Here is a 16,937-nt window from a genome sequence, read left to right as displayed (position 1 = left end):
CAATGTTTTCATGAAGCACGCTTCCTTCCGTCATATCCATGAAAGGTTTTATCTTCAAAACGTCAACTTTAACAATGAATTAGAGTTTTATACTTCTTAATCAGCGCATATGGTAAGCCACTCGGCCAAAAACACCCAAACACCAAAAAGGATTGGTATCGCTACCAATCCTCTTTAGGGGGTGTTTCGGTTCTTCTACCTTGTCGAAGGCAGTAACGCGATTACTCGTAATCAGTCGCGTACGTATCTTCGTATGAGTGAGAGTAGAACTCGAATAGGTTGCCAAACGGGTCTTCTAGGTAAACCATTTGCGCTTGTTTTAGTTCGTCTTCTGGGTGGTAGCACATGATGTCCATACGAACCTTACCGCCAAACTCTTCAACGCGTTTAATAGCTGAATGAAATTGCTCTTTTGGAAGCTGTAAACAGAAGTGGAAGATACCTAAACGAGAGAAATCAACGTTATGACGGTCTTCACGGTCAACCATTTCGAACAGTTCAACACCGATACCATCAGATGTAACTAGGTGTGCAATGTTGAAGCCTTTGAAGCCTTCGCCAAAAACAGCGATACACATACGGCCAATTGCTGATTCGCGTTCTTCCATCACCTTAGTGTTGTTCATTACAACTCTTAGACCTAGAGCCTTAGTGTAAAACTCTACTGCTTGGTCCATGTCGCCTACCATGATGCCTACGTGATTCATTTTCATAACTTTCTCCAATTCGTTTTTTATTCTGTGTTTTTCGAAGTCTAGCTTCGTTATTTCGTTTCGATGAAGAGAGTATAGGGAGAGACCGTGATTAACTAAAATTATCATAAATTATATTAATGATAATTTTTTGTTATTTATGGGTTGGTAGAAGATCTCAGCTCACTTAAGGAAACACTGTCTACATAGATGTTCACGCTATACATAGATACTCAAACTAGAAATAGACGTTCACGCTAATAGAGATAAGCCAAATGTAGAGGACAGCTTAAAGAGCATAGCTCCTCAAATGGGTGATGCTGATGTTTGATGGTTTTTGCCAATAGTTTTTGTTGATAGCTTTTATCGATAGCTTTCTTCTATCAAAGATAGGATTTGCCTATTGAATCTATAGAAATGTCCGATTTCACTAATTTACGGTGCAGATGCAATATATCTCCATCGACGCGGAATAGCGTTAAACACTACAAATTAGAAAGAGAGTCCAACATGATCAACACAGAAATCAAACCATTCAACGCAACAGCATTCAAAAACGGCGAATTCGTAGAAATCACTGAGCAAGACGTTAAAGGCAAGTGGGCTGTATTCTTCTTCTACCCAGCAGACTTCACGTTTGTATGTCCAACTGAGCTAGTTGACCTACAAGACAAATACGCAGAGCTTCAATCTCGCGGCGTAGAAGTTTACTCAGTATCAACTGACACGCATTTCTCTCACAAAGCTTGGCATGATACTTCTGACAAAATCGGCACTATCGAATACTTCATGGTAGGCGACCAAACTGGCAACATCACAAACAACTTCAACGTAATGCGTGAAGGTCAAGGCCTAGCAGACCGCGCTACGTTCCTAATCGACCCAGAAGGCGTTATCCAAGCAATGGAAATCACTGCTGAAGGTATCGGTCGTGACGCTGAAGACCTACTACGCAAGGTTAAAGCAGCACAATACGTAGCGGCTAACCCAGGTGAAGTTTGCCCAGCTAAATGGAAAGAAGGTGAAGAGACTCTAGCTCCATCTCTAGACCTAGTAGGCAAGATTTAATCTAAGCCTATCTAAAAAGAACAAATAAACGGTTCTACAGGCGCGCTTCGGCCTCCCTCCTAAAGGGCAGTTGCGCGCCACCCTTTCAAACCATCAACACCACAATATTTGCCGACTTGCGCCCCCTTTTTATTTTCCTTTTTCAGCAAGAAGGTATTGGTCAATACCAAGACACAGAATTTAAGAGCAGGCACGATTATGTTAGATCAAGCAATGAAGCAGCAGCTAAAAGCATACCTAGAAAACTTAAAAACCAATGTTCAGTTAGTGCTGAGCCTAGATGACAGCGATACCGCACACAAACTCCAAGACCTAGCGAACGATATCGCATCTTTAACCGACAAAATTGAAATAACTCGCGATGATAGCGCAAGCACGCGCAGCCCTATCATGCAGGTAGTGAACCAAGAGAAAGGCACTGCGATCGGTTTCGCCGGTTTACCAATGGGTCACGAGTTCACGTCACTGGTATTGGCACTGCTTCATAGTGGTGGTCACCCTATCAAGCTTGAAGCTGACGTAATCGAACAAATTAAAGAATTAGATCAAGAGCTTAACGTAGAGGTTTTCATCTCACTATCATGCCAAAACTGTCCAGAAGTGGTTCAGGCATTCAATATGATGTCAGCGATTAACCCTCTGATTAAGACAACCATGATTGATGGCGCTGCATTCCAAGATGAAGTGAAGTCTCGCGATATCATGGCGGTACCAAGTGTATTCATTAACGGTGAGCTATTTGGTCAAGGCCGCATGTCACTGGCTGAGATCCTGAACAAAGTCGACTCAGGCGCAGCAGAAAAGAAGGCAGCAAACCTAAACCAACAAGCACCGTTTGATGTATTGGTGGTAGGTGGCGGCCCTGCAGGTTCTTCAGCGGCAATTTATGCTGCACGTAAAGGCATTCGCACTGGTGTAGTTGCTGACCGATTCGGTGGCCAAGTAATGGATACCATGGCGATTGAGAACTTTATCTCAGTGAAAGCGACAACTGGCCCTAAATTAGTGGCAAGCCTTGAAGAGCACGTAAAAGAGTACGGTGTTGAAGTGATGACGGAGCAGCGCGCTGCGAACATCATTGCGGCAGAAGACACCGAAGACGGTTACATCCACGTTGAACTAGAGAGCGGCGCAACACTGCGAGCTCGCACAGTCATCACCAGTACCGGAGCTCGCTGGCGTGAAATGAACGTTCCAGGTGAACAAGAGTACCGCAACAAAGGCGTTGCTTACTGCCCACACTGTGACGGTCCACTGTTCAAAGGTAAGAAAACAGCGGTTATCGGTGGCGGTAACTCAGGCATTGAAGCGGCTATCGACTTAGCTGGTATTGTGGAACATGTAACCGTACTTGAATTTGCAGACACACTGCGTGCTGACCAAGTGCTTATCGATAAAGCGAACGCAACACCAAACATCGAAATCATCAAGATGGCGCAAACAACGCAAGTAATTGGTGATGGCAACCGTGTAACAGGTCTGGAATACAAAGACCGCAACACCGACGAACTTAAACAGATCGAACTAGCGGGTATCTTTGTTCAAATCGGCCTGATGCCAAACAGCGAATGGTTGAAGGGTTCGAAGGTTGAGCTTTCACCACGCGGTGAGATTGAGATTAACGCTCATGGCGCAACATCAATGAAAGGTGTATTCGCAGCGGGTGATGTAACGACAGTTCCTTACAAACAGATCATCATTGCGATGGGTGAAGGTGCTAAAGCAAGTTTAGGTGCATTTGACCACCTAATCCGTAACTCAGCTCCAGTTAAAGAGGCTGAATCCGTTTAATCTTTAAACTGAAAAGCTTTTAACTCAAGTTCCTTAAATATTTGTTAACTTAATTCTTTATTGTTAACGACTTAGTCGACATTTAGACACCACTCCTATGGATTTAGGAGTGGTTTTTTTCTTTGTGATTTATGCCGGTTGATAAAGCATAAAGGCCACCACCATTGCTAAGCTTCCACCCAAGCAGCGGTTCACAAACATCATCTGTTTTGGTGATTGCAGCAACTTTTTAAGCATGGTACCGCAATACGCCCACACCAACATACATGGTACACCGGTAATAACCATACCCGCGATAATGGTCACCACTTGAATCAAGTAATCTGCATTCGGAGTGATGAACTGTGAAAACACGGTTAATGACGCTATCCAACCTTTAGGGTTTAACACCTGCACCAGCACACCAGACATGAAACCTGAACGATTGTCGGTGGTGCTTTCTTCGATTTGCATGTTAGCAATCGACCATGCCATGAACAGCAAATAAGCCGCGCCCGCGTACTTTAAAATGTTGTATAGCTCTGGGTAAAGGGTAAATAGGCTCACCAAACCGACACTGGAACCCGCCAGTACGATGATGATGCCAACAGCGTTCCCAGAGATAAAAGGTAAAGTCGCAGCAAATCCATAACGACTTGAAATCCCAAGTAATGCGATATTGCCTGCCCCAGGGGTAATTGCAATTGATGTTGAAAATAGCAAGAACGCCAGCATTAATTGAGAGCTCATTTCCTCTCACTCCTAATAAGTAAAGTATTTATAGGGAGAGAGTTTACAGATTCGACTAGGAATTAAATTGCTATATAGGCTAATATTAATCCAAATTTGAGCAAGACTTTTCTAAAAAAACCATGAAACAGAAAGAATCCACCAAAGAAGTGTTAGATGACACAGATATCGCCATCTTAGAACATATCCAACAAGACGGACGCATGAGCAACAGCAAGCTCGCAGAGAAGGTCAACCTCAGCGAAACCCCTTGCTGGCGTCGTTGGAAACGCATGGAAGAAACTGGCTATATCGATGGTTATGCCGCGAAGCTGAATCGTAAGAAATTAGGCTTTCATGTGGCTGGTTTTACTCTTGTGACTTTAGGTAATCATGAAGTAGAAAACACAGAACCGTTCGAAGAGTTTGTCGCGGTAACCGATTGGATTCCAATGTGTCACTGCATTGCAGGCGGCGCCGATTACATGGTGCAAGTGTTGGCAAAAGATTTAGAAGAGTACTTTGAGCGTATTAGCTCGATTCGAAGAGTGAAAGGCGTGAGTGCGATTCAATCCAACATCTCAGTGAAAGAGTTGAAAAACAGCTATCAGCTGCCGCTTTCAGACTAGTCAGCTGTCTCTCCCTAAAACACATCAAACAAAAAGCCCAGCCGCTATAGATTTCTGAATTCTAAAGCGCTGAACTTAACGTGATTACTTGTTTAGTTTAACCAACTTGGCTATTCACAAGGGTGAGTTAAGAAAGAGCGGTATAAAGCCAATCAGGGATAACAGTACAAGCAGCAATGGTCACAACGGCGAACACCAATAAGCCGTAGTGACTCGCGGTTGGCTTAGCGAACAAATGTTTTTGCTTAGCGATAAATTCATTCTGTTGTTGAGTGACTTCACCAAAGAATCGGCTCACGATAACACCAAGAACGAGAAAAACGACGGTGCCAATCAGTGCAAACCAAGGCCAAGAAATACCACTGTATTTGGCAATGAACACCACAACCACACTACCGATACTGCCGGCAATCACGCCCTTCTCATTCGCTTTCTTGAAGAACAAACCAAGGATGAAAGAGCCAAGACGAATACCAACAAAAATTGAAGTCAGGCTGGCAATGGTTTTGAGTACAGATTCGTTAGAAACCGCCAGTAAAGCAGGCACAACAACCGAAGCGGCAGCAACGAGACTCATTTTTCTTGCCACCGATTCTAAATGCGCATCGGAGACTGATTTACGGAAAAAGCGCTTATAGAAATCGAATGTCGCCACAGTTGCCATTGAGTTATAAGTAGAATCCAGTGTCGACATCGCCGCAGCCGACAGTGCTGAGATTACAAGCCCAACAATGATTGGGTTAGTGTGGTTAAACACGAAATCGAGAATCACTTCATTACTATTCTCAAAACTGGTGTCTTGATAAAAGACACTCAACAAAACGCCCATCACAGCAAAAAACAGATAGATGAAGAAAGCGCCGTAACCACAAAGCAGCATCGATTTTTGCGCTGTTTTAACGCACTTAGTCGCCAACGTTCTTTGAATAATCAGCTGGTTAGTACCATACACACTCAGGTGCAAGAAGCTCACAGCCACGACACCAGCCCACAATGTGGTATCAACGCCCAAGTCAAAATCGAGATTGATGATATTCAAATGTTCAGGAGACAACACCTCGCCCGCATCGATTTTCATCAACAATAAAACAAAGATCGCAATGCTGCCGATAATCAACACTGCTGACTGAAGCATGTCAGTCCAGATTACTGTCGAGATACCGCCTGCATAGGTATACAACGCAGTAAATAAGCTGATGTAGATGATCGCCTCAGAGATACTCACCGGCAGCACTTGCACCAAGATCAATGCCACCGCATACAAAATCACCCCTGCCGAAATACACTGAACCACAATAAACACGATAGAGTTGATCGTGCGAGCAACAACGCCGAAGCGGTGCTCTAAGTATTCATAAATCGAGGTCAGGCCAAGTTTGTAAAACACCGGAACAAAGAAAACCACAGCGAAAAAGATCACTATTGGGTAATTCAGATGAACGCTCATTGCTTCCATGCCTGAGCTATAAACCCAGCCCGGCATACCCACGAACGTCATCGCACTGATGTAGGTTGCAAGAATCGACACACCCGCCGTAAACCAACCAAATTGTTTTCCACCAGTCGAAAAGTCGCCACCAACGCTATAGCGTTTATTTACTAAGTAGCTGATAAATAAAGTAGTTAACACATAAATAGCAATAACCACAAAACTTGAGTACGTAACCATTTTGAGATTCCGTTTATTGTATTCTTCTAATCATTCGTCGCCAATATTACTCAAAATTGGATATTTTCCCTCAAAAACCCACAGTAAGTGTGAGTATTGTCACTAATATAGACGAATAAACGCTCAAAACGCCCAGAAAAGCCCAAACACACGATCTAACAGGATCCAGATCACTAAAATACATAAAATGGGTACGCACTCATTTTAAAGTTGACTTTGATCACGGATCTAATAACCACAAAAACTCTATTATCTCTCCCGAAACGACGACGGTGTGGTGAATATCAATAACCACTGCACAATAATCAAAACTAAAACCACCCTATATAAAATAAAGGTTTATCGGTCATGACTACTAAAAAACACATGAGCGAAGTTCCTATGATTCAAAGGGTAGCTGCTTATCTTGCAATTCTAGTGGGCTACTTTTTCTATTGTTATAACTTTGTAATTATTGACTACGTACGCCCATACATCGTTGATGCGTATGATGGTATTAACTTGGCGGATACCGCTCAGTTCTATACATGGCAGTCGGTTGGCGCACTTATTGGTGCCCTAAGCTGTGCATGGGTGGCATCAAACTTTGGTAAGAAATCGACTCTTATTGTCATCACTGCACTAAACGGTGGCGCAACCATCATCAACATGATGTTTACCGACTACGCGATGTGGGCAGCGATGCGTTTCATCATCGGTATTTCTTTGGGTGGTTACTTCACCGTAGCAGTAAGCCTGATGATCGGCCTATTCACACCAACGGTTCGCGGTAAGTTGACGGCATTCGCTTCTTCTATGTTCTCTGTTGCGCTAATGGCAATGGGTGCGTACGCAGCGTTCATTTCTAGCATCGACGCACCTTGGCAGAGCCTAATGTGGGTGGGTGGTATTCCTCCTCTAGTTGCTGCTGCACTGATGATCTTCATCCTGCCTAGCGACAAGAAAGTGATCGCCTACGGTGAAGAAGATCAAGCCGCGGCTGAAGCATCTAATGCACCAGCGAAGAAAGGTTCTTGGGGTGAAATGCTAAGCGCACCATACCGCAAGCTAACGATCACTTGTCTATTACTGGCCGGCCTTAACTTCTACGGCTACCAATTCTTCTCTGGCTTTGTGACAACGTACCTAAAAGATGTTCGTCAATTTGACGGTGCGACCATCGGCATCATCTTCTCTATCTCGGCATTCGGTTCTCTATTCGGTGCTTGGGTATGGGGTGCAATCGCCGATAAATACGGCCGTAAAGTGAATGCGTTTGGCTTCATCCTTGCGGGTGTTATGGCTTCAGTATTCTTTGTCGCACCAAGCGACGTGATGATCGGCAGCCTAAACATGCTGGCTATTTTAGGTCTTATCTACAACTTCGGTCTGTCAGCTTCTGCAGTATGGGGTGGTTACTTCTCAGAACTGTTCCCAGCTCACCTACGTAGCTTCGGTGCTGCACTGTTCCACGGCGGTCGTATCATCGGCATGTGGGCACCAATGGTGTTGGTATTCATTCAAGAGCGCAGCGACCTTGCGACAGCAATGTGGGGCTCACCAATCGTATGGATTGTGGCTGGTCTACTGTGGCTATCACTACCAGAAACATTGAAAGGCGGCATCTTCGACAAGAGCAAAAAAGCGGAAACAGCAAAAGCTTAATCCCCTTTAGTTGAAACCTCAAAAAGTTGAACGCCTCTAAAGACGCGAAACAAACATCAATCCGGCTGATTAGTCAGCCGGTAACAAAATCCAAATCGAGTCCTGTTCCGAATGTTGACTCGACAACAAAAAGAGAATGAATTATGTCTAAATATCAAGAAGCTAAACGCATTGTTCGCGAATACTTTGATGCAATGGAAAACGCAACTCACGAGAACGTTGCTGAAGTTTTAAAAGCACACACTTCTGAAGATTACTTGTGGCGCGGTGTTTACCCATTCCGTGAGCAAGAAGGCGCACAAGCTGCGGCTGACGTATTCTGGGCTCCTATGATGAAATCAATGACTCGCATGCAGCGTCGTCAAGACATCTTCATCGGCGGTAACAACGAAGTTAACCCAGATGAGATTTGGGTAATGAGCATGGGTCACTTCATGGGTCTGTTCGATGCTGAATACCTAGGCATGCGCCCTACCGGCAAAATCATGAACGTTCGCTACGCAGAATTTAACTGTGTTGTTGATGGCAAAATCACAAAGACTGGCCTGTTCCTAGATCTACTAGGCATGATGGACCAAGCGGGTTGCTACCCACTTCCACCTTCAACTGGTAAGCACTTCGTTTACCCTGGTCCACGTAACCACGATGGTCTGTTATTTGAAGATGCAGATCCAGAAGAAGGCGTTGCAACACTAGCGCTAGTAAACAAAATGGTTGATGACCTTTCTGCTCTTAACGACAGCGGCGCAATGGGTTGCCCACCAGAAGTACTAGCGAAGAGCTGGTCAAAAGACATGATTTGGTACGGTCCATGTGGTATCGGCGCGTCTTACACAATTCCTCGCTACCAACAGCAGCACCAACTGCCTTTCCGTAACAACCTGAAAGACAAGAAGTTCAACGGCCACGTTTGTCGCTTCGCTGAAGGTAACTTCTCTTGCTTCTTCGGTTGGCCAAACCTATCAAACACACCAACAGGTGGCTTCCTAGGTATGACTGGCGGTGAAGTCCGTGCAAACATGCAAGTGGTTGACGTGTACTACCGTGATGGTGACAAGCTGTCTGAAAACTGGGTTCTTATCGACCTTCCTTACTGGCTACAACAGCAAGGTCTAGACGTGTTCGAACGTACTTCAACCATCATGAACCCAACGCTTTAATCCAAACGCTTTAATCCAAAAGATTGAAACGAAACAGTGGCAACCTAAATAGGCATCTGATTTGGGTTGCTACGCTTACTGGGAGATCCTTCTCGCTCCTAGTAAGTGCTCCAACCAATTCATTATTGCTCCACTAATAATTGAATCCACTAGTACCTCATGGATGGGGTACACCCTGCCAAACCATTACCAATATAACGGGCTCGAAAGCACGGTGGCTTTCTGCGGCCTGAATAAAGAGAATAACAATGAATAAGTCGATTCTTTCAGCAGTGATCCTGACAGCACTTACCTCGGGTTCTGCTTTTGCTGCACACACTTTTACCAATGACGCGGGCGATAGCCTAACACTAGATGGTCGTTTCGACGTTCGTTACCAAGATAAAGGTGGCGATCACAACGGCGAATGGAACAGCGGTAGTTCGCGTTTCGGCCTTAAGGGTCAAATGGGACTAGACAACGACTGGACTGGCTTTGGCCATGCCGAATGGGGTTATAACTCAGGCGCCAACGGCAATAACATTTACGACCGACTTCTATACGCAGGCGTTGAGCACGAGAAATACGGTAAGATTGCTGCCGGCACAAAACAATGGTCTACCTTCTACGACGTGGCTTGGTTTACCGATATGGGCCGGGTATTTGGTTCACGTGGTTCTGGTTACTACAACCTATCTGACTGGGGTATTGCTTCTGGTACAGGCCGTGCTGAAAACTCAATTACTTACCGCAACAACATCAATGACAACTGGAAATACGGCTTCACTTACCAAACCACTCGCGAAGATGTTGGCCTAGCAGACGGCTTAACAGCAACCCTGAAAAACGGTATGGGCGCATCAACGCTGTACACTATTATGGATGGCCTAACCATTGGTTTAGCTTACCACCAGAATGAGTTTGATGATGTCGATGCGGGCGTTCAAAACATCAAAGATGGCGATACACAACGCATTGGTCTATTAGGCGTTAACTATACCAATGATGGTCTATTCGTTGGTTTCACCTACAGCCAAGGTTCAAACTGGGAAACCACCAGCCAAGCTGAATTCTACGACCACCGTGGTGCTGAATTCTTCACCTACTACCACTTTGAAAATGGTCTACGTCCAACCTTTAACGTTAACTACTTAACGGACACAGACGACAACGCAAATGGCTACGAGCGTCAGCTAATTATCCCTGGCCTTGAGTACCACTTTAAGAAGAACAAGTTCTTAGTGTGGACGGAATACCAGTTTGATAATGGCAACGACAAGTCTGTTGGTAACCATTACGAGAATAGCGATGATCAATTCGCGGCTGGTATTCGTTACTACTTCTAATGGCTAGTGGCTAGTGGCTAGTGGCTAGTGGCTAGTGGCTTATGGCTTATGGCTTATGGCTTATGGCTTAGTAATATGTCACTCAATTTGTGGGTAAACTCGTAATCTAAAGCTCTGCTCTCACGCAGAGCTTTTTAGTCACTATCTCTGTAATCATACTTTTTTCCAACACAGAGAATGGGTTATACCCAACATCAAATTCAAAATAGTCATTATTCCTTATTTTTCATATCATTCCTTGTTATTGCTTTATGAGTACGTACCTAATTATGGTATCCTGTGCGCAGTTAATTAGGTTCAAAAGTATGGTCTATGAACTCTCCAAAACACTCCACGGCGTCAAAGCCAACCGTTACTTCAAAAGATGTCGCTAAGCTCGCTGGCGTTTCTCAATCAACGGTATCTCGCGTATTTGTACCGGGCAGTTCGGTGTCTGAAAAGACCAAGCAGAAAGTGTTCGATGCAGCAAAATCGTTGAATTATCGTCCCAATGCCTTTGCCCGCAGTCTGACGACAAATGAATCCAAATTGATTGGCCTAGTTTTTCCTGACGCTGACTACCCTATCCACATGAAAACCCTACAGCTTATCTCCACTGAGCTACAAAAACAGGGTTACTCTGCGGTATTGATTCCTTGGCAAGTTGATGGAAACGATAACCACTCTATTCCTAATATCTTCCAATACCGAGTTGATGGCGTGATTGCCGCTTCTGCGACCTTTAATAAGTCGCTTTATGAAGAGTGTGAAGAGTTCGATATCCCGATCGTTCAATATGCACGAGTGGTTGAAGGGACTAAGAGTAGCCATGTAGTGAGTGACAACTACGCCGCAGGCCAAGTTGCCGCTCAACACTTTCATAGCGTGGGAACGAAATCAGCAGTTTACCTGACAGGTAACGTACCAACCTACACCAACGGCGAGCGTGAATCGGGCTTTTGTTCAGAATTCGAAGACCTCACTGGCAAGCAAGCTCGTGTTATTGAAGCTGACTACGACTACCTTGATGCACTCGATACCATTCGAACCCTATTCTCAGAACCCACACATCCTCAAGCGATTTTCTGCGCGACAGATAACCTAGCGATGGCGGTAATGGATGTGGCGCGCTTAGAGTTCAACCTGCGTATTCCAGAAGATCTTCAAGTGATTGGTTTTGATGATATTCCGCAAACTCAGTGGTTGAACTACCAACTCACTACCTTCAAGCAAGATTTCAAACGCCTTGCGCGTGAGTCAGTGAAAATTATCGTTAGCCAGATTCAAGAGCAAGACACCAGCTTGGTTAAGTTGATGGTGCCTGTGAAGTTCATTGAACGAAACACCACGCTGAAATAGAACCAACGTTAAGACGCATTCCAATAAAAATCCCGCTCAGTGTGAGCGGGATTTTTTATGATATTTAACTAGTTACCCACACCGCCGGTTTTCTCTGCCGGAGATTCAGGCGTAACGGGAGGCCACTCTTCGAAGGTCGCCAAGTGTTGCTGAATAGCGGCTTGAGCAGGACCAAACGCCCACATCTTCTGCCCCATCCACTTCAAGTACATACCTGATTCTTCAGCTGCTCGCTCGTATGGGTCACGACGTAAGTTGAACAGCAACGGAGCATTGAGTTCTTCTTTCGGGCCGCTCCAACCGTGATTCTGTACCACGAAGTGCGCTTTCCAATCCCCCACTCGAACCGCTTGTAGCTTATCTCGTTCGTAGTAGTAAATTTCTTTACGATTCGACTCACCTTTTTCCGTCAGCATATCGACTTGGTTATAACCATCTAAGTGCGCTTTAAACCCATCGTGACCTTTCAGCATTTTCTCTTTCAGATCTGTTGGGCCACCCGCCGCTGCAATCAGTGTTGGTAACCAATCCATACCATCAAAGATGCCATTGCCTACACTGCCTGCTGGGATTTTACCCGGCCAACTCACCAATGCAGGAGCACGAACACCACCTTCCCATGTTGTGCCTTTCTCACCATGGAATGGTGTCATACCGCCATCTGGCCATGTCATGATTTCAGGGCCATTATCGGCCGTGAAAATGATGATGGTGTTATCTGCAATGCCGAGTTCTTCCATTTTGGCAAGCATTTCACCAACGTGATCATCGAGATCTTTCATCACCACTTCTTGCAGTCCCCAGCCGTTCTGCCCAAGCATGGCTTCGTACTCTTCAGAAAGGTGCGTCCAGACATGACCTCGTGATGGGCAATACCAAGTAAAGAATGGCTTCTCCGCTTCAACCGCCCTTTCGATAAAGTTGATAGCGTGTTTATTGACTTCATCATCCAGTGTGCGCATGCGCTCAATCGACAGCGCGCCATCATCCTCGATGGTTTGTCCGCCCTTACCATCCGCTCTTGAATAGATCACGTTACGAGGTGCAAATGCGTCTAACGAACCGTCTTTTGGCCAATCAGGGTCTTCGGTGTATTCCATCGCATTCAAGTGATACAACCAACCCCAATACTCATCAAAACCATGCATAGTTGGTAAAAATTCGTCTCGGTCACCTAAGTGGTTTTTACCAAATTGCCCCGTCACATAGCCCATGCTCTTGAGCATTTCTGGAAGCGTTGGGGTATCCGCACTCAAACCCACAGGCCCACCAGGTAAGCCAACGGAGTGCATGCCTGTTCGTACTGGTAACTGCCCAGTTAAGAAGGCTGAACGACCCGCGGTACACGAAGGTTGAGCGTAGTAATCGGTAAGTAACATGCCTTTCTCGGCAATGCTGTCGATATTTGGTGTTTCACTGCTCATCACGCCATTGTGATAGGCACTTAAGTTTGAGATCCCCACATCATCAGTGAAGATAACAAAGATATTTGGCTGCTCTTGAGCTGACCATGCTGATAGCGAAAAGCTACTCAACACACTCAGGATAAGAAGATGGAAAATCCTTTTCATAGAATGTCCTTATACTGTTTCAGATTGCTCGTTATGAATCATTTTTAAACCGACTAAGCCAAAGCCCAGTTCCAAGATCAGATAGACGAAAAGTAGCCAATGCGGCATACCATCCACCACCAAACTGATGACTCGTCCGGCAGCTAAACCCAACATGAAAACCACCAAACTATAGAGCGCTGGCAGTCGATATTTTTTGAACAGTGCGCCAAACACCCAAAACAACGCCAGAACCAAATAAAGCCCCATCACTGCACGAAAGATATGAGTCACATTGATGGGGCTAGCATCGATCCCAAAAAGGTAATCAAGAGAGATAACTGGCGCATATCCGTAAGACAACGCAATCGGTGTTAAACCCAAAACAGCGACGAACAAAAAAACACTTTGTGGCTTCATATCCTTACTCTTTTAATTTGGCTCTTTTCAAAAAACATAGTCTACAATCAGCGATATACAAGTTGCATATGTGAAAAACGGATAGTTAAAACACACATTCACATTCGTGCTATTTCACATCGAAGATAAGGATATCAATATGGCTAAATGGCGTTACCTACTCACATCAGCATTGGCTGCGAGTTCAACCGTAAATGCCCAGGAAGCAAGCGCACAAGCGGATACAAAAAAGTGGCAACATAGCTTCGAAATTTACGCGCTCGCACTCAACATCCGCGGAGACAGCACCATTGGTGATTTGTCTGCAGATGTCGATGTTGATCCTGCATTCATCATGGATCACCTTGATATGACCGCAATGGTGCGTTTAGAGGGTATCTATGACAATCAGTGGGGCTATTACATTGACTATAGCTTCATGAAGCTAAGCGGAAAAACAAACTCAGTGTTAGGTAGCAACCTAGAGGTATTGAGGGGCAACCTTGATATACGACAAGGTGTTTTAGATGTGAAGGGTTTTAAGCGCTACCAGTACGATTTTGGCACGATTGATTATCTGTTTGGGCTTCGTTGGTGGGATAACGACATTGATGCCAAGCTTTACGGTTCAGGTGGTAATCTAAGTGCAGACCGATCACTCGATGAAGATTGGGTTGACTACCAAATAGGTGTGAGATGGATAACGCAGATCAATAAGGATTGGAAGTTTCACGCAACTATTGATGCCGGACTTGGCAGTGACACCGACTTTACCTCATCTCTGTTAACTGGCGCTCGATACCAGATAAACAGTTGGTCTGATTTAAACATCGCATACAAATCGACTTGGGTTGATTACGAAAACAAAGGCACTTTTGAGTACGATACGGCATCACAAGGTTTCTTGATTGGTTGGGCCGCTCATTTTTAGTCAAATAATAAGAGGTAAGCCTGATATCGTTAGGCTTACCTTACAATGTCATCCTTTCAGACGCTATTGCGCGTTTTAAATAACGAACAAGCAAAACTGAGAATCACAGAATCAACGATCTAGTTATTCACAGAGCTTGGAACCACGCATTCTTTCTTCATAATATTCAGGCCGGCAGCGAGGGTTTCAGCCCAAGCTTGCTCAACTCGAGCGTCATAAAGTGGGTCATACTTCTTAACCGTATTAAGCAAAGAATTAAACCACTCGTTAAGTTCTTGCTCTGAAATATCCAACCCTAAATCTTTATGCCGCTTTCCAAGCTTTCTCACCGAGTTTCGTACGCTCGGCAGACCAGCAGAGTTGTAGATAAGGATGATCGAGGCCTTGAGCATCTTGGTTTGTTGTTCTAAGCCTATACTTTCGAATCTCTCCGAAAATCTAGGGTTATGTTTGCAGAAATCCGCCAAAAACGTTTCAAGAAATTCTTGGTCAATCCGGCAGCGCTCAAAGCTTTCATAAAACAGTTCGTTCGATGTCATCTAGCTGACCCTTTGCAAAATTTTGAGTCTTCAGGACGCTAACAAGTTCAGAGCCGCGACTTCGCCAACTCCGAACCATCAACATGATCTAAGTATACGCCACTATGGCATAACGTAAACTATGGCATAAAGTGAGTTGCACAGATCTTGTTTCCATCAGGATCTCGCAAATAAGCCATGTACAAGCGACGCTCGTCAGAACCTCTCACTCCGGGGCCATTTTCAATGCTGGTACCGCCATTTTCGACTCCAATCCGATGCCACTCATCTACAACTTCAGGAGAAGACGCAAGAAAACCCACCGTCATGCCATTACCGTGCGTTGCTGGCTGCCCATCAATCGGCTTCGTTAAGCCCAACACACCCGTTTGGCTAACGTAAACACAGCGCCCTTTAGGGTCAACCGAGCCTTCGCTATAACCAAGCACTTTCATGATTGGGTCATAAAAAGCCTTCGCGCGTTCAATATCTTCGGTACCGAGAAAAACATGGCTGAACATAACTAACCTCTTCTTTTATTGAAAGAACACCCTAAACTAGACCTATAATTTGCGTTTGTCTAGGCACGCTATTCGGTCACAACTGCTGCTTAACCCATTGAGTAAACACCTGAAACTTAGTTCGTTGTTCCATCCCTTTCGGACACACTAAATCATATCCTTTGCCCGATTCAATGCTCATAAATGGCGCGACTAGCAAGCCTTGTTCAATCTGCCGTGTCATGAACTCTAACCGCCCTAGTGCCAGCCCCATCGATAATATCGCCGCATCCATCGCCAAGCGGTTATCGCTGTAATAGTCACACTGAAGTGCGCAGTTGGTATCACTTTGAGCTTCATGTAACCAACGTTGCCACGCAGTGATATCACCACTGTGGATGAAACGCACATCATCTAAGTGTTGTATGCCTTGGTCTAAGTTGAAGCGTTTCGCGTATTCAGGGCTGCACACTGGAGTTCTTACTCCACTGAATAACCGCTCACTGTAATGGTTTGGGTAATGACCTTCGCTATAGAAAATTGCCACGTCATAAGGTTCAAACTGGAAGTCTGACTGGCTCTGTTTGGTTTGCAGTTTGATGCTTAGATTCGGATACAAGCGTCTGAATTCCGGCAAGCGTGGCATTAACCACGAGGAAGCGAAATAAGGCGATGTCGCGATATATAACTCCCCGCTGAGCTCACCCGTTTGAATATCCATAAGCTCAGAAAAAATAGACTCAAACGAGACGTTTAACATGGATAACACGCGCTGCCCTTCTGGCGTCAGTTCGAGCTTTCTTGTCTTGCGCACAAACAGATTAAACTTCAGTTGTTGCTCGAGTTTTTTAATGCGATGGCTGACCCCTCCCTGAGTTAAGAAGAGCTCATCGGCGGCAAGCGTAAAGCTTAAATGTTTAGCCGCAACACTAAAAGTGTGCAGCAGTGACAGCGTTTGTTGGCGATTTTCGAACAGCCCCATGGATTAACCTCACTATTTCATAAGTCGTCATAA

Annotated in this window: 16 protein-coding genes; 8 read left to right on the top strand and 8 right to left on the bottom strand. The window is 45.0% G+C overall.

From position 1 onward, the window contains the following. Positions 1-221: 221 nt before the first annotated feature. Entirely contained in the window at positions 222-713 is a 492-nt protein-coding gene (locus FTW16_RS15930; RefSeq protein WP_146491788.1) for a VOC family protein, read from the bottom strand. A 489-nt stretch (positions 714-1,202) separates the two neighbouring features. On the opposite strand from FTW16_RS15930, the gene ahpC reads away from it, so the two are divergent. Then, positions 1,203-1,760 carry an alkyl hydroperoxide reductase subunit C gene (ahpC, locus tag FTW16_RS15925; protein ID WP_016798107.1) on the top strand — a complete coding sequence of 186 codons (558 nt, stop codon included), beginning with the start codon at positions 1,203-1,205 and terminating at the stop codon, positions 1,758-1,760. Between the two features lie 198 nt (positions 1,761-1,958). Continuing rightward, entirely contained in the window at positions 1,959-3,551 is a 1,593-nt protein-coding gene (gene ahpF / locus FTW16_RS15920) for an alkyl hydroperoxide reductase subunit F (protein ID WP_146491787.1), read from the top strand. 129 nt (positions 3,552-3,680) lie between these two features. Here the strand turns inward: ahpF and FTW16_RS15915 are convergent, their stop codons facing one another. After that, a complete protein-coding gene (locus FTW16_RS15915) occupies positions 3,681-4,280 on the bottom strand; it encodes a LysE family translocator (protein WP_016798109.1) in 600 nt (199 codons plus the stop codon). A 122-nt stretch (positions 4,281-4,402) separates the two neighbouring features. On the opposite strand from FTW16_RS15915, the gene FTW16_RS15910 reads away from it, so the two are divergent. After that, on the top strand, positions 4,403-4,888 hold the full coding sequence (locus tag FTW16_RS15910; protein WP_146491786.1) for an Lrp/AsnC family transcriptional regulator: 486 nt from the start codon (positions 4,403-4,405) through the stop codon (positions 4,886-4,888). Between the two features lie 127 nt (positions 4,889-5,015). On the opposite strand, the gene FTW16_RS15905 is transcribed toward FTW16_RS15910, so the two are convergent. Then, positions 5,016-6,557 (bottom strand): sodium:solute symporter family transporter, encoded by a 1,542-nt coding sequence (locus FTW16_RS15905; RefSeq protein WP_146491785.1) that lies wholly within the window; start codon positions 6,555-6,557, stop codon positions 5,016-5,018. A gap of 348 nt (positions 6,558-6,905) precedes the next feature. Here FTW16_RS15905 and FTW16_RS15900 point away from each other — a divergent pair, with 348 nt between their 5' ends. The 4 genes from FTW16_RS15900 (at position 6,906) to FTW16_RS15885 (ending at position 12,024) form a co-directional block, all read left to right on the top strand. Next, positions 6,906-8,201 (top strand): MFS transporter, encoded by a 1,296-nt coding sequence (locus FTW16_RS15900; protein WP_017629762.1) that lies wholly within the window; start codon positions 6,906-6,908, stop codon positions 8,199-8,201. A 143-nt stretch (positions 8,202-8,344) separates the two neighbouring features. Next, entirely contained in the window at positions 8,345-9,361 is a 1,017-nt protein-coding gene (locus FTW16_RS15895) for a nuclear transport factor 2 family protein (RefSeq protein WP_017629761.1), read from the top strand. A gap of 248 nt (positions 9,362-9,609) precedes the next feature. After that, a complete protein-coding gene (locus tag FTW16_RS15890; protein ID WP_146491784.1) occupies positions 9,610-10,686 on the top strand; it encodes a porin in 1,077 nt (358 codons plus the stop codon). A 312-nt stretch (positions 10,687-10,998) separates the two neighbouring features. Beyond that, a complete protein-coding gene (locus tag FTW16_RS15885; RefSeq protein WP_146491783.1) occupies positions 10,999-12,024 on the top strand; it encodes a LacI family DNA-binding transcriptional regulator in 1,026 nt (341 codons plus the stop codon). Positions 12,025-12,092: 68 nt separating this feature from the next. On the opposite strand, the gene FTW16_RS15880 is transcribed toward FTW16_RS15885, so the two are convergent. Together FTW16_RS15880 and FTW16_RS15875 are read right to left on the bottom strand one after the other, a co-directional pair. After that, on the bottom strand, positions 12,093-13,595 hold the full coding sequence (locus tag FTW16_RS15880; protein WP_057621742.1) for an arylsulfatase: 1,503 nt from the start codon (positions 13,593-13,595) through the stop codon (positions 12,093-12,095). Positions 13,596-13,604: 9 nt separating this feature from the next. Beyond that, positions 13,605-13,994, bottom strand: coding sequence for a DUF4345 domain-containing protein (locus FTW16_RS15875; protein ID WP_146491782.1), 390 nt, complete (start codon positions 13,992-13,994; stop codon positions 13,605-13,607). Between the two features lie 139 nt (positions 13,995-14,133). Between FTW16_RS15875 and FTW16_RS15870 the strand changes: the two genes are divergently transcribed. After that, positions 14,134-14,904: a DUF481 domain-containing protein gene (locus FTW16_RS15870; protein ID WP_146491781.1), complete on the top strand. Its 771-nt coding sequence runs from the start codon at positions 14,134-14,136 to the stop codon at positions 14,902-14,904. A 119-nt stretch (positions 14,905-15,023) separates the two neighbouring features. Here FTW16_RS15870 and FTW16_RS15865 read toward each other — a convergent pair whose 3' ends face one another. The 3 genes from FTW16_RS15865 to FTW16_RS15855 form a co-directional block, all read right to left on the bottom strand. Then, entirely contained in the window at positions 15,024-15,443 is a 420-nt protein-coding gene (locus tag FTW16_RS15865; RefSeq protein WP_146491780.1) for a globin, read from the bottom strand. 119 nt (positions 15,444-15,562) lie between these two features. Then, positions 15,563-15,943, bottom strand: coding sequence for a VOC family protein (locus tag FTW16_RS15860; RefSeq protein WP_146491779.1), 381 nt, complete (start codon positions 15,941-15,943; stop codon positions 15,563-15,565). Positions 15,944-16,019: 76 nt separating this feature from the next. Next, positions 16,020-16,904: a LysR substrate-binding domain-containing protein gene (locus FTW16_RS15855; RefSeq protein ID WP_146491778.1), complete on the bottom strand. Its 885-nt coding sequence runs from the start codon at positions 16,902-16,904 to the stop codon at positions 16,020-16,022. Positions 16,905-16,937 lie beyond the last annotated feature (33 nt).

It is taken from the genome of Vibrio sp. T20, assembly GCF_007858795.1.
In the GTDB taxonomy this organism is placed as follows: domain Bacteria; phylum Pseudomonadota; class Gammaproteobacteria; order Enterobacterales; family Vibrionaceae; genus Vibrio; species Vibrio satsumensis.
This window is presented reverse-complemented; position numbering and strand designations above follow the sequence as displayed.